Below are 20670 nucleotides of genomic sequence, written 5' to 3'. Positions count from 1 at the left end.
ACCTTCCCTATAATTACATGATTATCCTATCAATCGAGTTTTTTCAAAATATAAAAAGACGACCGCCCTTTTACGATAATATTACCGCTGGCATCATAACATTCACATTCGACGACAATGGTCTTCCGGCCGTGGTGAATGACCTGGCCCACGCCGGTAATGTGCTCGCCGCCTTTGACACTGCGGATATAGTTCATGTTGATTTCCAGCGTCGTCACCTGGAAGCCCAGGGTCCGGCTGGCCATGCCCATGAGGGTATCGCAGAAAGCGGCCAGGACGCCGCCCGAGGCAATGCCCCGGTAATTGCAGGAATGACGGCTGATATCGAAGCCGATGCGGACGCGGCCGACGTCGAGCTTTTCTACCGTACAGGGCATGCTCTGGAAATAAGGTGTATGCGAATAAATACTGTCCAGCATACGATGCAGCCGTTCTGCCACTTCCGGGCTCACTGCTTCTTCTGGTTCATTCATCCGTATGCCCCCTTTCTCCCTCAAAGACGTAGGCCCCTGTCACAAAGAAGGTGCCCTTGCCATGAGCTAAATAGCGCTGGTCATTATCGTAAAAATCACAGAGGGCGACCATCGTCGTACGGCCGTTATGGATGATCCTGGCTTCGGCCCGGATGACCGTATTGGCAAAAGCCGGACGCAGGTAATTCATACCCAGGTCCAGTGTGAGGACGGCTTTGCCACAGACAGCACAAGCAGCCTCCATCGCCGAATCGGCCATGGAATAGAGGACACCGCCGTACATGGTACCATTGGGATTATCCCATTTCGAGCCTTTATTCTCAAAAGTGAGGATCGTACTCTCTGGTTCAGCCTTTTCGACGTGGAAATCCATAAAGGTATCGAAGGGATTTTTGTGAATTTCTCGTTCCAACCGCTTAGCATCCATTATGACTCCACTCCTTAGGCTAATAACATAAATACCCTTACATTTTACTATACGAACAATCATCCGTCAAACGAAAATACAAAAAAGAGGCTGTCACATCAAGACAGCCTCTTTTAAGGGGCTAGGGGCTAGGGGCTAGTGGTTAGCGGATGGTTTGAAATTTATGGCCATCTTCTATAAACTACAAACTATAAAGAAAAAGGGACTGCGCATGATGGCAGAATCCTTCATACGACAGCCCCTTTCCCTGACATGCCTGACCTGGTCTTTACCCCCACACTCGCCTGCTGGGACGTTCGCTCATAGACTGCTGTCCCCCACTACTAGCCCTCTCGCGGTATTTCCGCGGCAGGTCTTACTTCTAGGCCGCACTATGATCAGCACCGCTTTGGGTGCCTTACGTGGATCGCTTGGTCTGCGACTGACATCGACTTTCAACCACAGCACATGTCATTGGTACATTATACGGGACGGATCCGCCCCTTGTCAATATCAGAACTTATAGCCCATGCCGACCTGCCAGCCTTTGACATCGTCGTCGTAGTTATCGACGTCGACGCTGCTGCTGCGGTATTTTACGTGGGCATCCCAGTTCGGCGTAATGTCGTAGCCGACACCGACTTCATAGGTATTGACGTCATCGCCGACACCGACGGACGCAAAGCCCTGCCAGCGGGCTGCCAGGGGAATCTGGCCTTTGAGGCCGACCTGATAGCCATAGGACTTGGTCGTATTATACGTTTCCGTCTTGACGTAGGAGCCGCCGGCAAAGGCCGACAGATACGGCGTAAAGCGGTAATTGCCGACGAGATAGTTTTCGTTGATCTTGTTGTCGTTGTCGCCCTTGGTGTAGTTGTTGACGTACTGGATATCCCAGTGGTTGCTCAGGACGTAGGTGACGTCGCCGCCAGTCAGAAGGCTCTTGGCACTGCGGCCGCCTTCTTTCTGGTCGAAGCCATAGTTGGCGTTGGCCTTCAAGTCACCGGGCTGAGGATCGCGGATGGGCGCTGCCATGGCAGCCGAAGTCATGGCCAGGGCGGCCAGGGTCGCTGCGATAATAAGTTTTTTCATAACCTTCCACCTCCATATAATACGGGTTATTTTCTTCCATAATAACGGCTCAGGAGTTCTTCGCCGGCGGCGATGACCTGGCTCATGGGAATAACCGAAATACCTTTATAATTACCTTCGCGGATAATCTGTTTCATGCTCTTGCCCACTTCATAATGGTTCGTCGATTCCAGGACGATGGCCCGGTCCGTATAGGGGCCGTAAAGCTTGGGATTGCTCGGCCCGTAGAGGGCGACCAGGGGAACGCCCTGGCTGACAGCGACGTGCATAGGGCCACTGTCGTTGGTGATGAACAGCGAGCAGCAGCGGATGGCCGAGGCCAGTTCGCCGATGGTGAATTTCCCGGTGGCAATGATCGGGTCCGATTCCATCTGGGACGTCGCTTCTTTGACCATGGCTTCATCCATGGGTCCGCCAAAGAAGACGCACTTGAAACCGCGGCGGGCGAAGTAGTCGGCAACGGCGGCAAAGCGCTTGGCCGGCCAGCGTTTCTGCGGGACGGCGCTGCCGATATTGAAGCCGATGAGGGCATCGCTGTTGTGGACGCCCTGGGTACGGTAGAATTCCGTCGCCTTGTCATCCCAGGCCTTGCAGGTGAAGAACTGCAGGCCGTCGCTGCGGTAGTCGTCGATGCCCAGCTGGGCCAGGACGTTGATGTACATATCGGCCGCGTGGAGATGGATACGGTCCAGGCGGGTATAGCGGTCCATCAGGGGCCGGACCAGGAAATGGCTCATGCCGACGAACTGCTTGGCGTGGATGACGGCCGCCAGGAAGGACGTCCGTTCATTGGGATGCAGATTGATGAGGATATCGTAGTGATGCTGATGCAAGTGCCGCCCGATACGCCACAGGGCCCGGACGGAATTGTCTTTACCCTTCTTGTCGACCGTGACCAGGTGGTCGATATTGGGGTTGTAGCGGACGACGTCGGCCACTTTCTCATCGACGACGAGGGTAATTTCCGAGCCCTGGGCATGACGGCGCAGGACCTGCAGGAACGGGGTGATGAGGATGAGGTCGCCTAGATGCATGAGAAAGGTGACGATTATTTTTTTGTTGCGCAGATTAATCATAGTTCCACCTTCTTCAGGACGCCTTCATAGACCTGCCACAGCGCATCGGGCGTAATCTGGGCCATGCAGTCCGGATCATCGACCAAGGGCCGTTCCGGCGTCGCCTGGGACGTCGGCGACAGGACCATGTGGATGTAGGCGTCGTCGTTTCCGCCGTAAGGGCCGGTCCGCTGGGGACACGTCGGCCCAAAGAGGGCGATGAGTTCTTTTTTCAAGGCATTGGCCATGTGCAGCGGCCCCGTATCGGCACTGATATAGAGGGCGCTTTCAGCAATGGCCGCCATGAGCTGCCGCAAATCGGTGCGGCCTGTATAGTCGAAGACCTGGCCCGACGAATCATGGTCCTTCAGGGCCTTCCCTTTGGGGACGTCGTCGCCGCTGCCTAAGAGGACGGCGGCCATGCCGGACGCCGTCAGGCGCTGCAGGAATTCCTGCCAATGGGACAAGGGCCATTCCTTGACGCTCCAGCGGGCACCGGGCACGATGGCCACATAGGGTCCGGTCAGGCCGTCCGCCGCCAGACGCTGGCGCCAGGCCCGTCTTTCACCGGTAATATCGGGAAGCGGGAATTCGATGGCATCGACGCGGCCGCCGAGGACGCGGACCGTATCGAGATAGCGTTCGATGACGTGGTCGTACTTGTGGGGACCCGTGAGGCCCTTGCTGACCAGGAAACTGCCTTCGCGCATTTCCCAGTAGCCATAGCGTTCTTCAGCACCGCTCAACCAGGCGACGATAGCGCTCTTGGCCAGGCCCTGGAGGTCAAAGGATACGTCGAAATGATAGGCATGGAGCGTCCGGCGCAGCTCTTTCCAGTACGACAGGGATTTCAGTCGCTTCTTGTCGATATAGATGACTTCATCGATATAAGGTTTTCCCGGCAGGACCGGCGCGAACTGTTCATGGACGGCCCAGACGATGCGGGCGTCCGGGCAGTTCTGACGCAATGCGTAGAGTGTCGGCAGGGCGTGAAGGACGTCGCCGAGAGAGCTCATCTTGATGACCAGTATGTTCTTATATGCTTTCACGGCCCTTCCTTTCTGCGACGATGGCCCGGACGAAATCGTCCAGCCTGCCGCCAGTAAATAAATAGCCATCCATGCCGGCCCGCTGCCCACATTCCACATCGCGGGGCATATCGCCGATCATGAAAGAGTGTTTCAAATCGATATCGTAATCTTTCGCCGCCTGCAGGACCATGCCCGGCGCCGGCTTGCGCCAGTCGCTCTTCTTGTCATAGGCCTTGACCGGCGCCCCTTCAAGATAAGGGCAGTAGTAGACGGCCGTAATGATGCCGCCGGCTTTGGCCGCTTCCCGGCACATCCAGTCGTGGAGGACCTTCACGTCGTCTTCCGTATAATAACCGCGGGCGACGCCGCTCTGGTTGGTGACGACGATGATGGCATAGCCCTCTTCCGTCAGATAGGCCAGGGCCTCTTTGGCCCCGTCCATCCATTCAAAATCCTTGATGAAGCCCAAATAGGATTTGTCGACGTTGAGGACGCCGTCGCGGTCGAAAAAGACGGCCTTCCTCATTCGTAATACCCGTCGCTCTTTTCCAGGATGCTGCAGTATTCCTTGACGGCTTCCGGGAGCAGGGTAAAGCCGCGGTCATAGCCGGCTTCCATGAGCTTCGTCGTGTCGGCCTGGGTATAACTCTGGTACTTGCCCTTGAGGATGTCCGGGAAGGGGACGTATTCGATATGGCCTTTGCCGCAATAATCGATGACGCCCTGGACGAATTCATTGAACGTATGGCCGATGCCGGTGCCGCAGTTGTAGATGCCTGACAGTTCCGGATGTTCCCAGAAATAGAAGATGACGTTGACTACGTCGTTGACGTAGATGAAATCGCGGATCTGGCCGCCATTTTCATAGCCTGCCGTCCCTTCAAAGAGGGTAATCTTCCCTTTTTCCTGGAGTTCATGGTACTTCTGGTAGATGAGCGAAGCCATGCGGTCCTTGTGGTTTTCCTGGGGACCGAAGACATTGAAATAGCGGAAGCCGACAATCTGGCTCTTGGCCAGGGGCATGACGCGGCGGACGAAGCGGTCGAACTGGAGCTTGGAATAGGCATAGGGATTCAGCGCCTGTTCGCAGGCCGGGTCTTCGCGGAAGCCGTGCTTGCCGCTGCCATAAGTCGAAGCCGACGAAGCGTAGAGGAAGGGAATCTTGCGCTGCATGCAGTAGCGCAGGAGATTCTTGCTGCCTTCATAGTTGTTCTTCATCATGTAGCGGCCGTCGTAGTTCATCGTGTCCGAGCAGGCCCCTTCATGGAAGACGACGTCGATGTAGCCGCAGTCGAAGGTGTCGTCGGCCATCTGTTCGTCGAAGTCGGCATAGTCCATGTAATCAAAGAAATCGAGGCCCTGGAGGTTGCGGCATTTGCGGCCGTCCGTCAGGTCGTCGACGATGAGGATGTCGTTGATGCCCCGGTTGTTCAACTGTTTTACGATATTGCTGCCGATAAAACCGGCACCGCCTGTTACAATTTTCATAGTTTCCCCTTCTTTACTAAATCAGCTATTTTCTGGATCAGGCCTGTCGTCGAATATCCGTCTTCAAAGGAAATGATCTCGACGCGCTCGACCGATTCCCGGCCGACGACTTCATCAGCTTTGTAATCGCCGCCTTTGACCAGGATATCCGGACGCAGGACCTGTAAAAGTTCTTTCGGTGTATCTTCCTCGAAGATGACCACTTCATCGACGCAGGCCAGGGCACTCAAAAGGATGGCCCGGTCTTCCTGTTTGACCAGGGGCCGCGTTTCCCCTTTCAGGCGCCGCACGGACGCATCGGAGTTGAGGCCGACGACGAGGTGCTGGCCCAGCATGGCCGCCTGCTGCAGGTAGAGGACGTGGCCGCGGTGCAGGATGTCGAAGCAGCCATTGGTAAAGACGACGGTATCGCCCTTCTTCTGCCATTGGCGTATCTTTTCAGCCGCTTCTTCCCGACTCAGGGGCTGATACGGATGCCAGTGGGCCGGCTGCCATTCCTGCCATAATTTGAGCAATTCGTGGCGATGGATGGGATAGGTCCCGACCTTGGTGACGACGATACCCGCTGCGGCGTTGGCGATCTGCAGGCTCGTGCGAATCGACAAGTGGCCGGCAATAGCCGACAGGAAAGCTGCGGCTACGGTATCACCGGCACCGGATACGTCGAAGACTTCCTGCGCCGTCGCCGGGTTGTTCCACACCTTGCCGTCCCGGCCGATGACGGTGATGCCCTTTTCCGAGCGGGTCACCATGAGGTGGGCGAACTGATACTGCTCATGCAGGATTTCCGCTGCCGCTACGACGGCCTGTCCTTCATTGGCTACAGGCCGTCCCAGGCAGTCGCTCAGTTCTTTCATGTTCGGCGTCACGAAATCGGCGCCGTTGTATTTCGTCCAATCGCTGCCCTTGGGGTCGACCAGGACGGGAATCCCGGCCCGATTGGCTTCTTTGATGATGCTCTGAGCCAGGGAATCGGTGAGGACGCCTTTCTTATAGTCCGACAGGATGATGCCGTCCAGGCCGGCTGCCACGCAGTTGTACAGCCAGGTCATGAGTTGTTCCTCTTCCGTAACGGCCAAGGGCGTCACTTCTTCAAAATCCAGGCGTACCATCTGCTGGCGGGCGCCGAGGATGCGCATTTTCGTCGTCGTCGCGTGGTCCTGGCGCACGACCAGGCCCGACCCGTCGATATGGGCGTCTTCCAGCAGCTGGTGCAGGAGAGACGCGTTTTCATCGTCGCCGATGAGGCCGCCCAGAAAGACGTGACAATCGAGATTGGCCAGGTTCGAGGCTACGTTGGCAGCCCCGCCCAGGACGGACGTCATGTGGTCGACTTTATTGACAGGTACGGGCGCTTCCGGCGAAATGCGTTCCACTTTACCGAACACATAGCGGTCGACCATGATGTCGCCGATGACGGCGATGCGCAATTCCGGCAGGACATGGTTCAAAAAATGATCGATATAATTTTCTGTCATAATGTTCCTCGATTCCGGTCTCTTATTTCTTTTCTTTCGTGCCCATGAGATGCTGCAGTTCAGCCATGAAACTGTCCAGATCGGCGAATTCGCGGTATACGGAAGCAAAGCGGATATAAGCGACTTCATCGACAGAGCGCAGCTCGCTGAGGACCATTTCCCCTATCTTTTCACTGGACACTTCCTGGGCCAGGGTATTGCGGATGTTACGCTCGACCTTGGTGACGATGTCCTCCAGCTGCTGCCGCGTGACTTCCCGCTTGTTGCAGGCCCGGAGCAGGCCGTTCAATAATTTGTTGCGGTCGAATAATTCATGACGGCCATCTTTCTTGACGACGACGAGCGGCACTTCTTCGACCATTTCATACGTCGTGAAACGGCGGCCGCACTGCTGGCATTCGCGTCGGCGACGGATGGCCTTGCCGTCATCGGTAGCCCGCGAATCCGTTACTTTTGTATCTGCACATTGGCAAAATGGGCATCTCATGTTTTTTCCTCCTACCTTCTTCTCGACGGTATTTTTAAAAAAAAGCGGGTCCGCCGGGATCCGCTTTTTTCATGCTGATTATCTCATCCACGTAGGAATTTCTACGCCGCCGGCATTGTCTTTCGTATCGCCGGCTTTGGCTGCTGTACCAGTGCCCTGGCCAAATGCGGGAATCGAAGACGGTTCTTTGCCAAAACCCGTAGCCACGACAGTGATGCGGATGGAATCTTCCATATCCGGATCAATGACGGAACCAAAGATGATGTTGGCTTCCGGATCGACAGCTTCAGCCACTTTTTCAGCTGCTTCGTTGATTTCGTACAAGCTGATATCCGGGCCGCCGGTAACGTTGAGCAAGATGCTCTGGGCACCGTCGATGCTCGTTTCCAGGAGGGCGCTGTGGATAGCTCCATCGACAGCTTCGACAGCACGGTTTTCACCGGAGCCGACGCCGATACCCATGATAGCTTCGCCCTGGTCGGACATGATGGTCTTGACATCGGCGAAGTCGAGGTTGATGAGGCCTGTCGTCGTAATCAAATCGGAAATGCCCTGTACGCCCTGGCGGAGGACATCGTCAGCGACGAGGAATGCGTCCTTGAGGGGCGTCTTCTTGTCGATGATCTGGAGCAATTTATCGTTAGGGATAGTGATGATCGTGTCGACCTTTTCTTTCAAGTAGTCGGCACCTTTATCAGCGACTTCCTTACGGCGTTTCCCTTCAAAAGAGAACGGCTTGGTAACGACAGCCACCGTGAGGGCCCCCATTTCCTTGGCACATTCGGCAACGATAGGAGCTGCACCGGTACCGGTACCGCCGCCCATGCCGGCTGTGACGAAGACCATGTCGGCACCCTGCAGGGCCTTGACGATTTCTTCTTTGCTTTCCAGGGCAGCCTGTTCGCCGACCTGGGGATTGGCACCGGCGCCGAGGCCGCGCGTCAATTTTTCACCGATCTGGATCTTGACATCGGCTTTGGATACTTCCAGGACCTGGTCTTCCGTATTGACCGAAATGAACTGGACGCCCTGCAAGCCGCTTTCTATCATACGGTTGACAGCGTTGTTACCGCCGCCACCGACACCTATTACTTTTATGTTTGCAAACTCTGCCATATCGCATTTTCCTCCTTCAGACTCTATAACGCACACCCTGTGCAGTAGGATTCCTTATTATTTTACACTATCTTAGAAAATTTATCTACCTGTTTTTGAAAATCAAGGCCCTATGCGCCTTATTTCGTCTTGACAAGGGGCGAGCGCACATCCGTGTCGATGTATTGGACGGCCAGATGATTTTCCTGAACTTCGGCCAGCAGCGTTTCCGTCAGCTTCGCCCGTTCTGCCGGTTCATCGCCGCTGCCCAGGTGGATAGGGATGGAATCGGTCGTATAGGCGACGATGCTTTCGGGATTTCCCACGTTGATTTCAGCGATATTCTTGAGAATATCCGGCGGCAGGCTCTGGAGATAGACCATGGCCGAATGGAGGGTCGGATCTGTCACCGTATCGCCTAAGAGCAGGTTATCGACTTTCTTGCCCGTCATGATTGGCAGGGATACACCCTTGATCTGCGGCCCCAGTTCGATGACCCGCCCCGTCTTGTCGACATAGGCGAAGCCGTATAGCGTCGTGATGACAGCGGCTGGCTTGCGTTCTGTCAGGGTGACGTGGATCGTCGCCGGGAATTCCCGCGTCACTGTCGCCTCGGCAATGCGCAGGTCTTTCTTCAACCGTTCTTCCACATCGTCTGTCGACAACTGGACGACGTTGACATAGGAATAAGCCCCGCAGGCCCGGTAGACGTCTTCAAAGGACATGTTCTCGTTGCCATCGACGATGATCGTCCCGAAAGAGACCGGCGCCAGGCGCAGGAAGAGCCAGATAACGAAGACGCCGAGGACCGTAAAGATACAGCCGATACGGCGGCGCCGGGCCCAAATCTGTTTCTGCCGAGCCTTTTTCTTCTTCAGCCGTGCTGCCTGGCGGGCCTTGCGGCGGCGCTGGGCTTCTTTCTTGGCGGCCAGGGCTTCCCGGTCCGGTTCGTTCAGCGGGTCGTTCTCAAGATGAGGAGGAACAAACACATCATGAGAATCGTTAGGCAGCACGACCCGTCGCTGCCCCGTATGATATGATTTCTTTCCCATTAAAACTTACCTACCGATGCTTCCAGCAAAATCTTTTCACACAAATCTTCAAAGGACATTCCCATGGCCCGGGCGGCATCGGGGACCAGGCTGGTCGCCGTCATGCCCGGGACGGTGTTGATTTCCAGGACGAACGGATGGCCTTCTTTGTCGGTCATGATATCGACGCGGGATACGCCGCTGCAGTGGCACAGATGGAAGACATTCAGGGCCAGGTCCTGCATTTCTTTGGTCAGTTCCGGCGAAATCGGAGCCGGGCAGAGATGCTTGGCGACGCCAGGGGCATACTTGGAATAGAAGTCGTACTTGCCCGTGCTGGACACGATCTGGATGACCGGGAAGGCGACGTCGTCCATGACGGCGACGGTGAATTCATCGCCATCGATGAAGGCTTCGGCTACCAGCGAAGCGCTGTACTTGAAGGCTTCTTCCAGGGCCGGACGGAGTTCCTCCTTGGTCTGGACAATGACCGTGCCGATACTCGAGCCCTGACCGGACGACTTGATGACGACAGGCAGGTCGAAGCGCTGTTCAATGTCGGCAGCGATGGCTTCGCGGTCCTGAGTGGCGAAATAGTAGGCAAAGGGCGCTGTAGCAATGCCGGCCCCCTGGAAAGCGGCCTTGCTCATGACCTTGTTCATGCCAACAGCACTGGCCATGACGCCGGGACCGGTATAGGGGATCCCCATCATTTCACACAAGCCCTGGATGACACCGTCTTCGCCGTAGCGGCCGTGAAGGGCGTTGAAGACGATGTCGATACCCTTTTCGGTCAAGGTCTTGGCGAATTCTTTCGGTACGAGTTCGATCGTTTCGATGTGATATCCCTTTTTCGTCAAAGCGTCAGCAATGGCAGCCCCAGTGCGGCGCGATACTTCTGCTTCTGTCGAAGGACCGCCGACGACGACGGCAATTTTTTTATCTTTCATGTCTTCCATTTCCTTATTTCTCCATTTCTTTAGCTTCAGCGAGATAGGCTTCGCCGACTTTATAAATGTCTCCGGCCCCCATGGTGATGACCAGGTCGAGAGGCCGGGAATTTTCCTTTAAATAAGCCACTAAGTCTTCTTTGTGCGGGATATAGGTGACATCTTGTCCCGTCGTTTCCTTGACCTTCTTGGCAATGAGTTCCCCTGATACACCGGGGATGGGGTCTTCACCGGCACTGTAGACGTCGGTGACGATGAGTTTATCGGCTTTGGCAAAGGCGCTGCCGTACTGGTCGAGGAGCAGCTTCGTCCGCGTGTAGCGGTGCGGCTGGAAGAGGCAGACGACGCGGTGCGTCCCCATATCGCGGGCAGCCGTCAAGGTCGCATTGATTTCCGTCGGATGGTGGGCATAGTCGTCGACGACCCAGACGTCACCGACGAAGCCCTTGGTCTGGAAACGCCGTTTGGCGCCGTGGAAATGGCTCATGGCCGACGCGATGCCGTCGAAGGGCAGGCCGCAGGCATCGGCGACGGCTGTCGTCGCCAGGGCGTTGAGGACGTTGTGGCGTCCCGGTACGTTGAGGACCATATCCCCCATCTTTTCGCCGTGCTTATAGACGGAAAAATGGAGCTTGCCCTTGAGGTAATGCAGGTCGCTGGCCTGATAGTCCGCCGGCTGTTCGATGCCGTAAGATACGTAGCGGCGGCCCGTCTGCGGGGCCAGGGCGCGGATCTTGTCGTTTTCAAAGCACAAGACGGCCAGGCCTTCTTCAGGGTCGAGCTTCTGGATGAACTGCTTGAAAGCGGCGATGACGTTTTCCAGCGAGCCGTAATGGTCCATATGGTCGGCGTCGATATTGGTGACGACGGCGATATAAGGGTTCTGCTTGAGGAAAGTCCCATCGCTTTCATCAGCTTCGGCGATGACATAGGCGCCTTTCCCCAGGATGGAATTGCTATGCAGGTAATCGACTTCGCCGCCGATGACGATGGTCGGGTCCTGATGACATTCTTCAAAGACCTGGCCCAGCATGGACGATGTCGTCGTCTTGCCGTGGGCACCGGCTACGGAAATCCCCTTCCCCCAGCTCATGATATGGACCAGGGCATCCGAGCGATGGATGACAGGAATACCGCGGCGGCGCGCTTCGGCCAGTTCCACATTGGTATCGCGGATAGCCGATGAAATGACGACGACCTGGGCGTCCTGCAGGTTTTCCGGACGCTGGCCGATACAGATACGGGCCCCTTTTTTGGCGAACTGTTCCGTTACCGGAGACGCTTTGAGGTCCGAACCGGACACATGATATCCTTTTTCAATGAAAACATTGGCAATTGCCCGCATCCCAGCGCCGGCAATGCCGATAAAATGAACGTTGGTAACATCGTTCAGATTAACCATAGGTTTATTCCACACCCTTCTTTTCCTCTTACGGACGACGTTTGCGGGCAATCGACAAGGCCAGTTCGGCAATATCGTGTGCCGCCTGTGGCTTGCCCATGGAGCGGCTGGCTTTCGCCATCGCTGCCAGTGCCTTCGGATCGTCTTTTAAATGAATGATTTCTTCTAACAATTCCCGGCCTGTCAGCATCTTGTCGAGGATCATCTTGGCAGCGCCGCACATGACCAGGGCCTGGGCATTGTAGCGCTGGTGGTCTTCGGCTGCATAGGGATAGGGAATGAGGATAGACGGCACGCCGCGGACGGTCAGTTCAGCCAGACCGACGGCACCGGCCCGGTAGACGGCCAGGTCGCAGGCGGCCAGGGCGTCGGGCATATGATGCAGGTACGGGATGATACGGCTTCCCTTGCCATAGCGGCCGCGGCATTCGATGCCCGGCAGCTGCTTGACGACGCGGTCGTATTCATGGTCCCCCGTGACGTGGAGAATCTGGATATGGTCGTCGTTGCGGAAATACTTGTGGACTTCGATCATCGCCGTGTTGATGCTGCGGGCGCCGCGGCTGCCGCCGGCGACGAGGAGCGTAAACTTATCCGGGTCCAGGCCCAGGGCCTTGCGCCCTTCTTCCCGCGTCACCGTGAGGATATCCTTGCGGACGGGATTGCCCGTATAGACCAGGATATCCTTGCGCTTGAAACGGGCCGCTGCCTCTTCATAGCCCAGGGCTACGCGGTTGACGAAGCGGCTCAAAATCGTATTGGTAACGCCGGGGATGACGTTCTGTTCCTGTATCAGTGTGGGCACACCACTCAGGCTGGCTGCCAAAAGGACCGGACCGCAGACGAAACCGCCCGTCCCGATGACGACGTCCGGTTTGAATTTGTGGATAATGCCTTCTGCCTTGATCAGACTGCCTGCCGTCTTGCCCAGGGTGACGAGGTTGCGGACGGAAATCTTCCGTTCCAGGCCCCGCACGTCGAGGGTGACGAAAGGCAAGCCTTCTTTAGGGATCAATGTATTTTCCAGGCCGATTTTGGAGCCGACGTAGAGAAATTCGGTGGGCTCAATGTCGGCAATCGCCCGGGCAATGGTAATCGCCGGGTAGATATGGCCGCCTGTGCCACCTCCGGAAATAATGACTCGACGCATGTTCCTGCCTCCTGTTGTTTCTTCTAAATATCGTTAAATGGCGTTGACGATGCCCTTGAAGACACGTCCGCGCTGTTCAAAATTATCATACATGTCAAAGCTCGAGCAAGCCGGCGACAAGAGGACGGCCTGCGGTGCCTTGGCAATTTTGCGGGCCAGCATGATGGCCCCTTCCATGCTGTAACCAGTGCGGCGGATATCCTGGATACCCGCCTTCTTGGCAGCGGCTTCGAAGCGTTCGGCCGCATCGCCGATGAGGATCAGCGTATCGACGCGTTTCGCCGCCAAGGCCATGAAGTCATCGAGGGGCGTCTTCTTGTCATAGCCGCCGGCAATGAGGATGAGGTGCCCCTGCGGGAAGGCTTCCAGGGCCTTCATGGACGCATCGACGTTGGTCCCCTTCGAGTCGTTGTAATAGGTGACGCCGTGGATGGTCCGCACTTTTTCCAGGCGGTGTTCGACGCCTTTGAAAGCCTTGAGGACCTGGCGGATGACGTCGAGGGGCGCTCCGGCAGCATAGGTCAAGAGAATCGCAGCCAGGCAATTCTGGATATTATGCTTGCCGAAGAGGTGCAGGTCCGTTTCGGCACAGACGACGGTATCCTGGCCATGGAGGCGCAGGATAAGCTGTCCGTCCCGATAAAAGGCCCCTTCCGGGACTTCGCCGCACGTCGAGAAATAGACGACCGTACCGGTCATGTCTTTCGCCATGGCCCGTACCCGTTCGTCATCGTAATTGAGGACAGCGTAATCGCCCTTGTCCTGGTTGAGGAAAATCCGTTCCTTGGCAGCGGCATAGCCTTCCATCGTATGATGGCGGTCCAGGTGGTCCGGCGTGATGTTGAGGATTGTCGCGGCCTTGGCCTTGATGCTGTGCGTGAATTCGAGCTGGAAACTGGACAGTTCAGCGACGACGACGGCTTCTTTTGGCAGGTTGTCGGCCTGGGCCGACAGGCCGTAGCCGATATTGCCGCCGACGACGGTCTGACGGCCTGTGGCCTTCATGATTTCGCCGACCAGGGTCGTCGTCGTCGTCTTGCCATTGGTCCCAGTAATGCCGATCATGTCAGCATCGGTGACCCGGCAGGCGACTTCGACTTCACTCCAGATTGGCAGGCCGCGGCGGGCCGCTTCTTTCATGATCGGGATTTCCGGAGAAATGACCGGCGACGGGACGACGACATCCATGCCGTCCAAAAGAGCCGTTTCCTGGCTGCCGAAGACCAGCTGGACGCCGGCGGCCTTTATATCCGGCCACGGCTGTTCCGCCGTATCGATGGCCTTCATATCATTCAGCGTAACGGACCCGCCATGACCTGCCAGGGCCAGAGAGGCAGCGCGGCCGCTGATGCCTGCGCCGATGACTAAGAAATGTTTTCCAGAAAAATCCATGATGCTCATTGCCAACACCTGCTTTATATAAAATATCGTAGTTCAATCAGAAAAGCCGCAGGCCCTATTTGCAGGCCAGTACGACGATAATGGACAGGATCGCCATGAGAGCCGAGAAGCTCCAGAACACAGTGACGACCTTGACTTCACTCCAGCCAGACAGCTCAAAGTGGTGGTGGATCGGGCTCATCTTGAAGACGCGGACACCGCGGGTCTTGAAGGAAATGACCTGGATGATGACCGACAGGGCTTCGATGACGTACAAGCCGCCAGCCAGGATGAGGAGCAGTTCCGTCTTGGTCAAAATGGCCATAGCTGCCAGGGCACCGCCCAGAGCCAAAGAGCCCGTATCGCCCATGAACATCTTGGCCGGATGCTGGTTATAGAAGAGGAAGCCCAGGCAGGCCCCGGTCAGGGCCGTGCCAAAGATAGCGAAATGGGTATAGCCCAGGGCGACGGCGATGACGACGTAGGCAACGGACGTAATGGCGCAGGACCCGGCAGCCAGGCCGTCGAGGCCGTCGGTCAGGTTGACGGCATTGCTCGTGCCGACGATCATGACGAAGACGAAGAGATAGTAGAACATGCCCAAATCGACAGTGATGGAAGTAAAGGGAATCCACAAGGTCGTCGGGAAATGGAGAAAGGCATCGAGGATGTAGCAGAAAATCGCGGCCATGACGAACTGGCCGGCCAGTTTCTGTTTCGCCGTAAGACCCAGGTTGCGGTGCTTGATGGCCTTGATGCTGTCATCGAGGAAGCCGATGACGCCATGCCCCAAAGCCAGGAATAAGGCCAGGCCTTTGCGCAGGTCCATCGGATCGAAGATGAGGCACGATACGGTCAGCGCCGTCAGGATGAGGATGCCGCCCATAGTCGGCGTCCCGGCTTTATATTTGTGGCTCTGCGGCCCTTCTTCCCTTTCGGACTGGCGGGCATGGAATTTTTTCAATTCCTTGATGACCAGCGGTCCGAAGACCAGGCCGATGACCAGGCTGACGATGAAGCTGAGAATCAGCATTTTAAACATTCACATTACTTCCTTTCAAAATAGGGCAGTATTTTTTCCATGGCAAAGCTCCGCGAGCCCTTGAGGAGGACTGTATCGCCATCGTGGAGGAGTTCTTTCAGCTGGCGCGCCGCCTGTTCATGCGTATCCGTCGTATAGACGGCCGTCATGCCTGCAGCTTTCGCCGATTGAGCGATATCTTTGGCTAAATCGCCCATCGTGATGAGGGCATCGAGACCGGTCTGGGCGACGAGGCGGCCAATGGTTTCGTGTTCCCGTTTCGCCCAGTCTCCCAGTTCGCCCATGCCGCCGAGGACGGCGATCTTGCGGCCCTTTGTCAGCAGGTCCAGCGTGCGGATGGCTTCGGCCATGGACGCGGGATTGGCATTATACGTATCGTTGATGAAGGTATACGGCCCGATATGCAGCAGTTCCTGGCGCATGGCCATGCCGTGGTACGATGCCAGGCCGCGCTGTATCTCAGCCGCGCTCAGGCCCGTCAGCTGGCCGACGGCAATGGCTGCCAGGGCATTGTAGACGTTGTGGCCGCCGATGACCGGCACGGAAACGTCGAAAGACTGGCCGGCGCCGCTGCAATGGAAGCGGACGCCCTGCTGGTCGCAGACGATATGGTCTGCCCGTACAGCCGCCTGGTCATCGGTCCCATAGAGGACAGTCTTCCCTTTGCACAAAGCCGTCATCGGGCGGACGAAGGGATCGTCGCCGTTGAGGACAGCCGTCCCCTTTTCATCCAGGGCCTGGACGAGTTCGGCTTTGGCCTTGGCGATATTTTCCTGCGAGCCCAGCAGTTCGATATGGCTCTTGCCGACGTTGGTTACGACGCCGATAGTCGGTTCGCCGATGGCAGCCAGTTCGGCAATCTGCCCTAAGCCGCGCATACCCATTTCTACGACGCAGGCTTCGTGGTCCGGCGTCAGCTGCAAGAGCGTCTTGGGCAGGCCGATTTCGTTGTTGAAATTCTTTTCCGTCTGCAAGACACGGTACTTTTCGCTGAGGACGGTAGCGATCATATTGCGCGTCGACGTCTTGCCGACCGAACCGGTGACGGCTACGACGGGGATGGCAAAGCGGCGGCGGTGGAAGCGGGCCAGGTCCTGATAGGCCTTGAGCGTGTCGGCGGCGACGAAAATCGGCGCCGTCAGCCCTTCATATTCCGGACGCACTTCCGATACGACTGCCCCGGCAGCGCCGGCAGCCAGGGCCTTATCTACGAAATCATGGCCGTTGAAAGACGTCCCTTTGAAGGCGACGAACAACGAACCCTTGGCGATGGCCCGCGTATCCGTGCAGACATCGCTGAAAGACACAGAGGCGGCCGGCTTCAGGAGCCGGGCGCCAGTGGCCTGGATTATTTCTTCGCTAGTAAAAGCAGCCATTATTTATCTCCTCTGTGCAGTGCATGGACGGCGTTGCGCGCTTCTTCGCGGTCATCGAAATGAATGGTCCCGTCGTTGAGGATCTGATACGTTTCATGGCCCTTGCCGGCGATGACGATGATGTCGTTGGTCCGGGCCAGTTCGACGGCGCGGTAAATGGCGTCGCGGCGGTTGACGATGACTTCATGGTGCTGACCCGGTTTCAAACCTTCCTTGACGCCCGCTTCGACTTCGGAAACGATGGTTTCCGGGTTTTCCGAGCGGGGGTTATCAGACGTGACGATAGGGATATCGGCCAGTTCGGCGCCGATGCGGCCCATGATGGGGCGCTTGGTCTTATCGCGGTCGCCGCCGCAGCCAAAGACGGCGATGATGCGGTTCGGCTTCATGGCCCGCGCCGTTTCCAGAGCCTTCTGCAGGCTGTCCGGCGTATGGGAATAGTCGACGACGATGGCGAAATCCTGACCGGCTTCGACGAGTTCAAAACGGCCCGGTACGGAGTGAAAGGTCTGGATAGCCTTGTCGATAGTGGCTTCATCGACGCCTTCGGCATGGGCTGCGCCGATGGCAGCCAGCGTATTGTAGACATTGAACAAGCCCGTGATATTCATGTTGAGGTGGACGTTGACGAAGGGGCCGACGACATCAAAGGAGGATTTCTTCAATTCGACTTTCAAGTTGGACCCTTTGAGGTCGGCATTCTTTTCGACACCGTAGGTCAGGACCTTGCAGTGGCAGGCCTGGAGGATATCCTTGGACCAGGGATCGTCGATATTGACGACAGCCGTCTTGTTTTCCTTGACGTGGTCGGCAGCGGTCAGGCTCTGGAAGAGCTTGGCCTTGGCGGCGACGTAGTTTTCCATGGTCTTGTGGAAATCGAGGTGGTCCTGGGTCAGGTTGGTGAAGACAGCCGTATCGTATTCGATGCCGGCGACGCGGTTCAAGGCCAGGGCATGGCTGGAAACTTCCATGACGACATGGGTCATGCCCTTTTCCTGCATGAGGGCCAGGAAGTGCTGGAGTTCGACGACATCCGGCGTCGTGTTGTGGATCGGCAGTTCTTCATCGTCGATGAGGGCGTGGATGGTGCCGATGACGCCGACATGATAGCCTGCAGCCCGCAGGATATGGGCGATGATGTGAGTCGTCGTCGTCTTGCCGTTAGTGCCGGTGACGCCGATCATGCGCATCTTCTTGCCCGGATAATCATAAAAGAACGGGACTATGTCTTCCAGGGCGTGATGGATGTCCGGTACCTGGATCTGGATAGTGCTCTTGGGCAGGTCGAGGTGTTTCGTCGTCAAGACGGCGACGGCCCCTTTTTCGACAGCCTGGGCTGCAAAGGCGGCGCCATCGACGTGGACACCGGAAATGCAGACGAAGAGATAGCCCGCTTCAATCTGGCGCGAATCCGATGAAATACCGGTGATCACCGTATCGGCACTGCCATTGAGATTATAAATGCCCTTGATCTGTTTACAAAGTTCTCCTACCGTTTTGGTCATAATCATAGGTCCTCCTTGTGACTTCTTTCTGTATTCTCTACAAGCTAAACAACAATGAGGTCGTCGCACGAAGTGCGTCGACCTCTCGGTTTTAAGCAATTATCGACGTTTTCCCCTTGCGGCCTGGTCCGTCTGGCTCCCGTAAAAGATCCGTGACGGTGCTACCATGCCCAGTCGCTTCGTCGCGGTCGTGTAAATTCGTTCCGGTGTTTCCAATTTGGAAATCTCGACGCGCAGTTCATCGTTTTCACGCTGCAGCTGCTGCGTCTCGCGCTTCACCTCCATGAGTTCTCCACTCTGCTGATACGTCCAGGATGTCAGTAGATTGGACACGATCACGATAGCCGCAATCATTCCAATCGGCAGCAGGACGTAAGCCGCCCCCCGCCGGATTGCGTCTACGGCAGCCGTCCGCCATAAGGGTATGCTCTTATCACCATGTATGTTCCCGGCTTTCCTCACCAGCATACGCAACACATCCATTTCCATGATCATAGCCCGGCCCCGTTACTTGCGGATGCCGACGCGGAGCTTCGCACTGCGGGCCCGCGGATTCGTATCCAGTTCTTCCTGCGACGGCAGGATGGGCTGGCGCTTCGTTTTTAGGATGGCATGATGATGGCACGTACAAACGGGCATGTCCGGCGGGCAGATACAATCTGTCGCCAAGAGCCTCAACGTCTGTTTGGCAATGCGGTCTTCCAGGGAATGGAAGGTAATGACGCACAGCCGTCCGCCCGGCTTCAGGCGCTGGGCAGCCTGTTCCAGGGAATCGTGAAGGATTCCCAGTTCATCATTGACTTCGATACGGATGGCCTGGAACGTCCGTTTGGCCGGATGGGGTCCGTCCTTTCGGGCACCGGCCGGGATGGCCTTCTTGATGACCTGGACCAGTTCTTCTGTCCGTTCCAAGGGCTTTTCCCGCCGCGCCTCGACGATGAAGGCCGCAATGCGCTTGGCCCACCGTTCTTCGCCGTAGGTCTTGATGATGCGGTATAAGTCGGCCTGGCTGTAGCCATTGACGATATCGTAAGCGCTGCGCTTCTGGTCCCGGTCCATGCGCATGTCCAGGGGACCGTCCTGCATGTAGGAAAAGCCCCGTTCCGGCGTATCGAGCTGATAGCTGGACACGCCGAGGTCGAACATGACGCCGTCCACCTTTTCTATCCCCAATTCATCGAGCACGTCTGGCAGATAGCGGAAATTCCGCTGTACCAGGATACGCCGGCAGGCCGTATCCTTCAGCCGTTCCGTCGCCGCTGCAATGGCGTCCCGGTCCTGGTCGAGGCCGATGAGCGTCGCTTTAGGCGACAAGCGTTCGGCCAGCGCTCGGGAATGACCACCGCCGCCGAGTGTACAATCGACATAGATCCCGTCAGGGTCGGTAATTAAGTTATCTATGGTTTCTTTACGAAGCACACTGACGTGATGAAAATTCATAATTCCTCCTAAAAGTCCAAGTCCAGGGCATCGTCGAGACTTTCCGCAATTTCTTCCATGACCGGTACGGTCTTGGCAGCATACGCTTCATAAGCGTCTTTGCTCCAGATTTCGACCTTATCCCCTGTCCCCAGGACAGTCACATCCTTGACCAGCTTGGCATAGGCCCTCAATGTCGCCGGAATCAGGATGCGGCCTTGTTTATCGAATTCTACTTCGGCAGCACTGCCGAAGACAAACCGCTTGAAGGCGCGGACATTTTCTTTAGAAGCCCGGAGTTTTTTCAAACTGCCGGCCAACCGCATCCACGCCTCCATCGTATAGACAGAAAGGCAGCCTTCCAAACCGCGGGTAACGACGAACTTTGGCCCTAGTTCGTCCCGAAATTTGACAGGCAAAATAACGCGACCTTTTGCATCGATGGTATGTTCATATTCACCCATAAACATAAGGCCGCAACTCCTTTCACTTTTCACCACATTTTACCACATTTCCACACGCCGTGACAACATAATGGCGAAAAAAAGAAGTTTTGCCTGAAAGTTTCTTCTTTCAGACAAAACTTCTTGGGGAGATTCGTGGTTCGTAGTTCGTAGTCCAAGTTAAAAGTTTGCAGTTTGAAGTTTGTAGTGAATAGTTTTAAATTTAAAGCCATCTTCTACAAACTCCGTACTACAAACTATAGAGAAAAGTAACTTCGCATAATGACAGGAACCTGAGTGCGTCTCCTCTGGCGGGGGGGGGGGGGGGGGGGGGGGGGGGGGGGGGGGGGGGGGGGGGGGGGGGGGG

At 56.4% G+C, this 20670-nt stretch carries 21 protein-coding genes; all 21 read right to left on the bottom strand.

Annotated elements, in window-relative coordinates:
* Window positions 1–29: 29 nt before the first annotated feature.
* Window positions 30–473, bottom strand: a complete 444-nt coding sequence (locus tag WMO23_RS03245; RefSeq protein ID WP_020310514.1) for a PaaI family thioesterase — start codon at window positions 471–473, stop codon at window positions 30–32.
* Window positions 466–885, bottom strand: coding sequence for a PaaI family thioesterase (locus WMO23_RS03240; protein WP_239639618.1), 420 nt, complete (start codon window positions 883–885; stop codon window positions 466–468). Before WMO23_RS03240 ends, WMO23_RS03245 begins: the two co-directional genes overlap by 8 nt.
* 507 nt (window positions 886–1392) lie before the next feature.
* Window positions 1393–1971 (bottom strand): outer membrane beta-barrel protein, encoded by a 579-nt coding sequence (locus WMO23_RS03235; protein WP_020310516.1) that lies wholly within the window; start codon window positions 1969–1971, stop codon window positions 1393–1395.
* 26 nt (window positions 1972–1997) lie between these two features.
* A complete protein-coding gene (locus WMO23_RS03230; protein ID WP_020310517.1) occupies window positions 1998–3047 on the bottom strand; it encodes a glycosyltransferase family 9 protein in 1050 nt (349 codons plus the stop codon).
* Window positions 3044–4075, bottom strand: coding sequence for a glycosyltransferase family 9 protein (locus WMO23_RS03225; RefSeq protein WP_020310518.1), 1032 nt, complete (start codon window positions 4073–4075; stop codon window positions 3044–3046). The genes WMO23_RS03230 and WMO23_RS03225 overlap by 4 nt, the downstream gene beginning before the upstream one ends.
* Window positions 4062–4583: a D-glycero-alpha-D-manno-heptose-1,7-bisphosphate 7-phosphatase gene (locus WMO23_RS03220; protein WP_020310519.1), complete on the bottom strand. Its 522-nt coding sequence runs from the start codon at window positions 4581–4583 to the stop codon at window positions 4062–4064. The genes WMO23_RS03225 and WMO23_RS03220 overlap by 14 nt, the downstream gene beginning before the upstream one ends.
* Window positions 4580–5545, bottom strand: coding sequence for an ADP-glyceromanno-heptose 6-epimerase (rfaD, locus tag WMO23_RS03215; protein WP_292260593.1), 966 nt, complete (start codon window positions 5543–5545; stop codon window positions 4580–4582). The genes WMO23_RS03220 and rfaD overlap by 4 nt, the downstream gene beginning before the upstream one ends.
* Entirely contained in the window at window positions 5542–7023 is a 1482-nt protein-coding gene (gene rfaE1 / locus WMO23_RS03210; RefSeq protein WP_292108138.1) for a D-glycero-beta-D-manno-heptose-7-phosphate kinase, read from the bottom strand. The genes rfaD and rfaE1 overlap by 4 nt, the downstream gene beginning before the upstream one ends.
* Window positions 7024–7045: 22 nt before the next feature.
* Window positions 7046–7510, bottom strand: coding sequence for a transcriptional regulator NrdR (gene nrdR / locus WMO23_RS03205; protein WP_020310522.1), 465 nt, complete (start codon window positions 7508–7510; stop codon window positions 7046–7048).
* Between the two features lie 78 nt (window positions 7511–7588).
* Window positions 7589–8626 carry a cell division protein FtsZ gene (gene ftsZ, locus WMO23_RS03200; protein ID WP_020310523.1) on the bottom strand — a complete coding sequence of 346 codons (1038 nt, stop codon included), beginning with the start codon at window positions 8624–8626 and terminating at the stop codon, window positions 7589–7591.
* Window positions 8627–8745: 119 nt separating this feature from the next.
* Window positions 8746–9594 carry a cell division protein FtsQ/DivIB gene (locus WMO23_RS03195; RefSeq protein WP_349173250.1) on the bottom strand — a complete coding sequence of 283 codons (849 nt, stop codon included), beginning with the start codon at window positions 9592–9594 and terminating at the stop codon, window positions 8746–8748.
* 62 nt (window positions 9595–9656) lie between these two features.
* On the bottom strand, window positions 9657–10595 hold the full coding sequence (locus WMO23_RS03190; RefSeq protein ID WP_292260602.1) for a D-alanine--D-alanine ligase: 939 nt from the start codon (window positions 10593–10595) through the stop codon (window positions 9657–9659).
* A 4-nt stretch (window positions 10596–10599) separates the two neighbouring features.
* Complete coding sequence (gene murC, locus WMO23_RS03185) at window positions 10600–11988, bottom strand: UDP-N-acetylmuramate--L-alanine ligase (RefSeq protein WP_020310526.1); 1389 nt, start codon at window positions 11986–11988, stop codon at window positions 10600–10602.
* Between the two features lie 28 nt (window positions 11989–12016).
* Window positions 12017–13138 (bottom strand): undecaprenyldiphospho-muramoylpentapeptide beta-N-acetylglucosaminyltransferase, encoded by a 1122-nt coding sequence (gene murG, locus WMO23_RS03180; RefSeq protein WP_020310527.1) that lies wholly within the window; start codon window positions 13136–13138, stop codon window positions 12017–12019.
* Between the two features lie 33 nt (window positions 13139–13171).
* Window positions 13172–14539 (bottom strand): UDP-N-acetylmuramoyl-L-alanine--D-glutamate ligase, encoded by a 1368-nt coding sequence (gene murD / locus WMO23_RS03175; protein ID WP_020310528.1) that lies wholly within the window; start codon window positions 14537–14539, stop codon window positions 13172–13174.
* Window positions 14540–14594: 55 nt separating this feature from the next.
* Window positions 14595–15560 (bottom strand): phospho-N-acetylmuramoyl-pentapeptide-transferase, encoded by a 966-nt coding sequence (gene mraY, locus WMO23_RS03170; RefSeq protein WP_020310529.1) that lies wholly within the window; start codon window positions 15558–15560, stop codon window positions 14595–14597.
* A gap of 5 nt (window positions 15561–15565) precedes the next feature.
* Window positions 15566–16936: a UDP-N-acetylmuramoyl-tripeptide--D-alanyl-D-alanine ligase gene (locus WMO23_RS03165; RefSeq protein WP_020723824.1), complete on the bottom strand. Its 1371-nt coding sequence runs from the start codon at window positions 16934–16936 to the stop codon at window positions 15566–15568.
* On the bottom strand, window positions 16936–18441 hold the full coding sequence (locus WMO23_RS03160; protein ID WP_349173256.1) for a UDP-N-acetylmuramoyl-L-alanyl-D-glutamate--2,6-diaminopimelate ligase: 1506 nt from the start codon (window positions 18439–18441) through the stop codon (window positions 16936–16938). The genes WMO23_RS03165 and WMO23_RS03160 overlap by 1 nt, the downstream gene beginning before the upstream one ends.
* A 99-nt stretch (window positions 18442–18540) precedes the next feature.
* Window positions 18541–18909 carry a cell division protein FtsL gene (gene ftsL, locus WMO23_RS03155; protein ID WP_292281403.1) on the bottom strand — a complete coding sequence of 123 codons (369 nt, stop codon included), beginning with the start codon at window positions 18907–18909 and terminating at the stop codon, window positions 18541–18543.
* 39 nt (window positions 18910–18948) lie between these two features.
* On the bottom strand, window positions 18949–19881 hold the full coding sequence (rsmH, locus tag WMO23_RS03150; RefSeq protein WP_020310532.1) for a 16S rRNA (cytosine(1402)-N(4))-methyltransferase RsmH: 933 nt from the start codon (window positions 19879–19881) through the stop codon (window positions 18949–18951).
* Window positions 19882–19889: 8 nt separating this feature from the next.
* A complete protein-coding gene (mraZ, locus tag WMO23_RS03145) occupies window positions 19890–20330 on the bottom strand; it encodes a division/cell wall cluster transcriptional repressor MraZ (protein WP_020310533.1) in 441 nt (146 codons plus the stop codon).
* Between the last annotated feature and the right edge of the window lie 340 nt (window positions 20331–20670).

It is taken from the genome of Megasphaera intestinihominis (assembly GCF_040096415.1).
Taxonomy (GTDB): Bacteria; Bacillota; Negativicutes; order Veillonellales; family Megasphaeraceae; genus Megasphaera; species Megasphaera intestinihominis.
The sequence above is the reverse complement of the archived record's forward strand: the minus strand, read 5'-3'. Positions and strand labels throughout refer to the sequence as shown.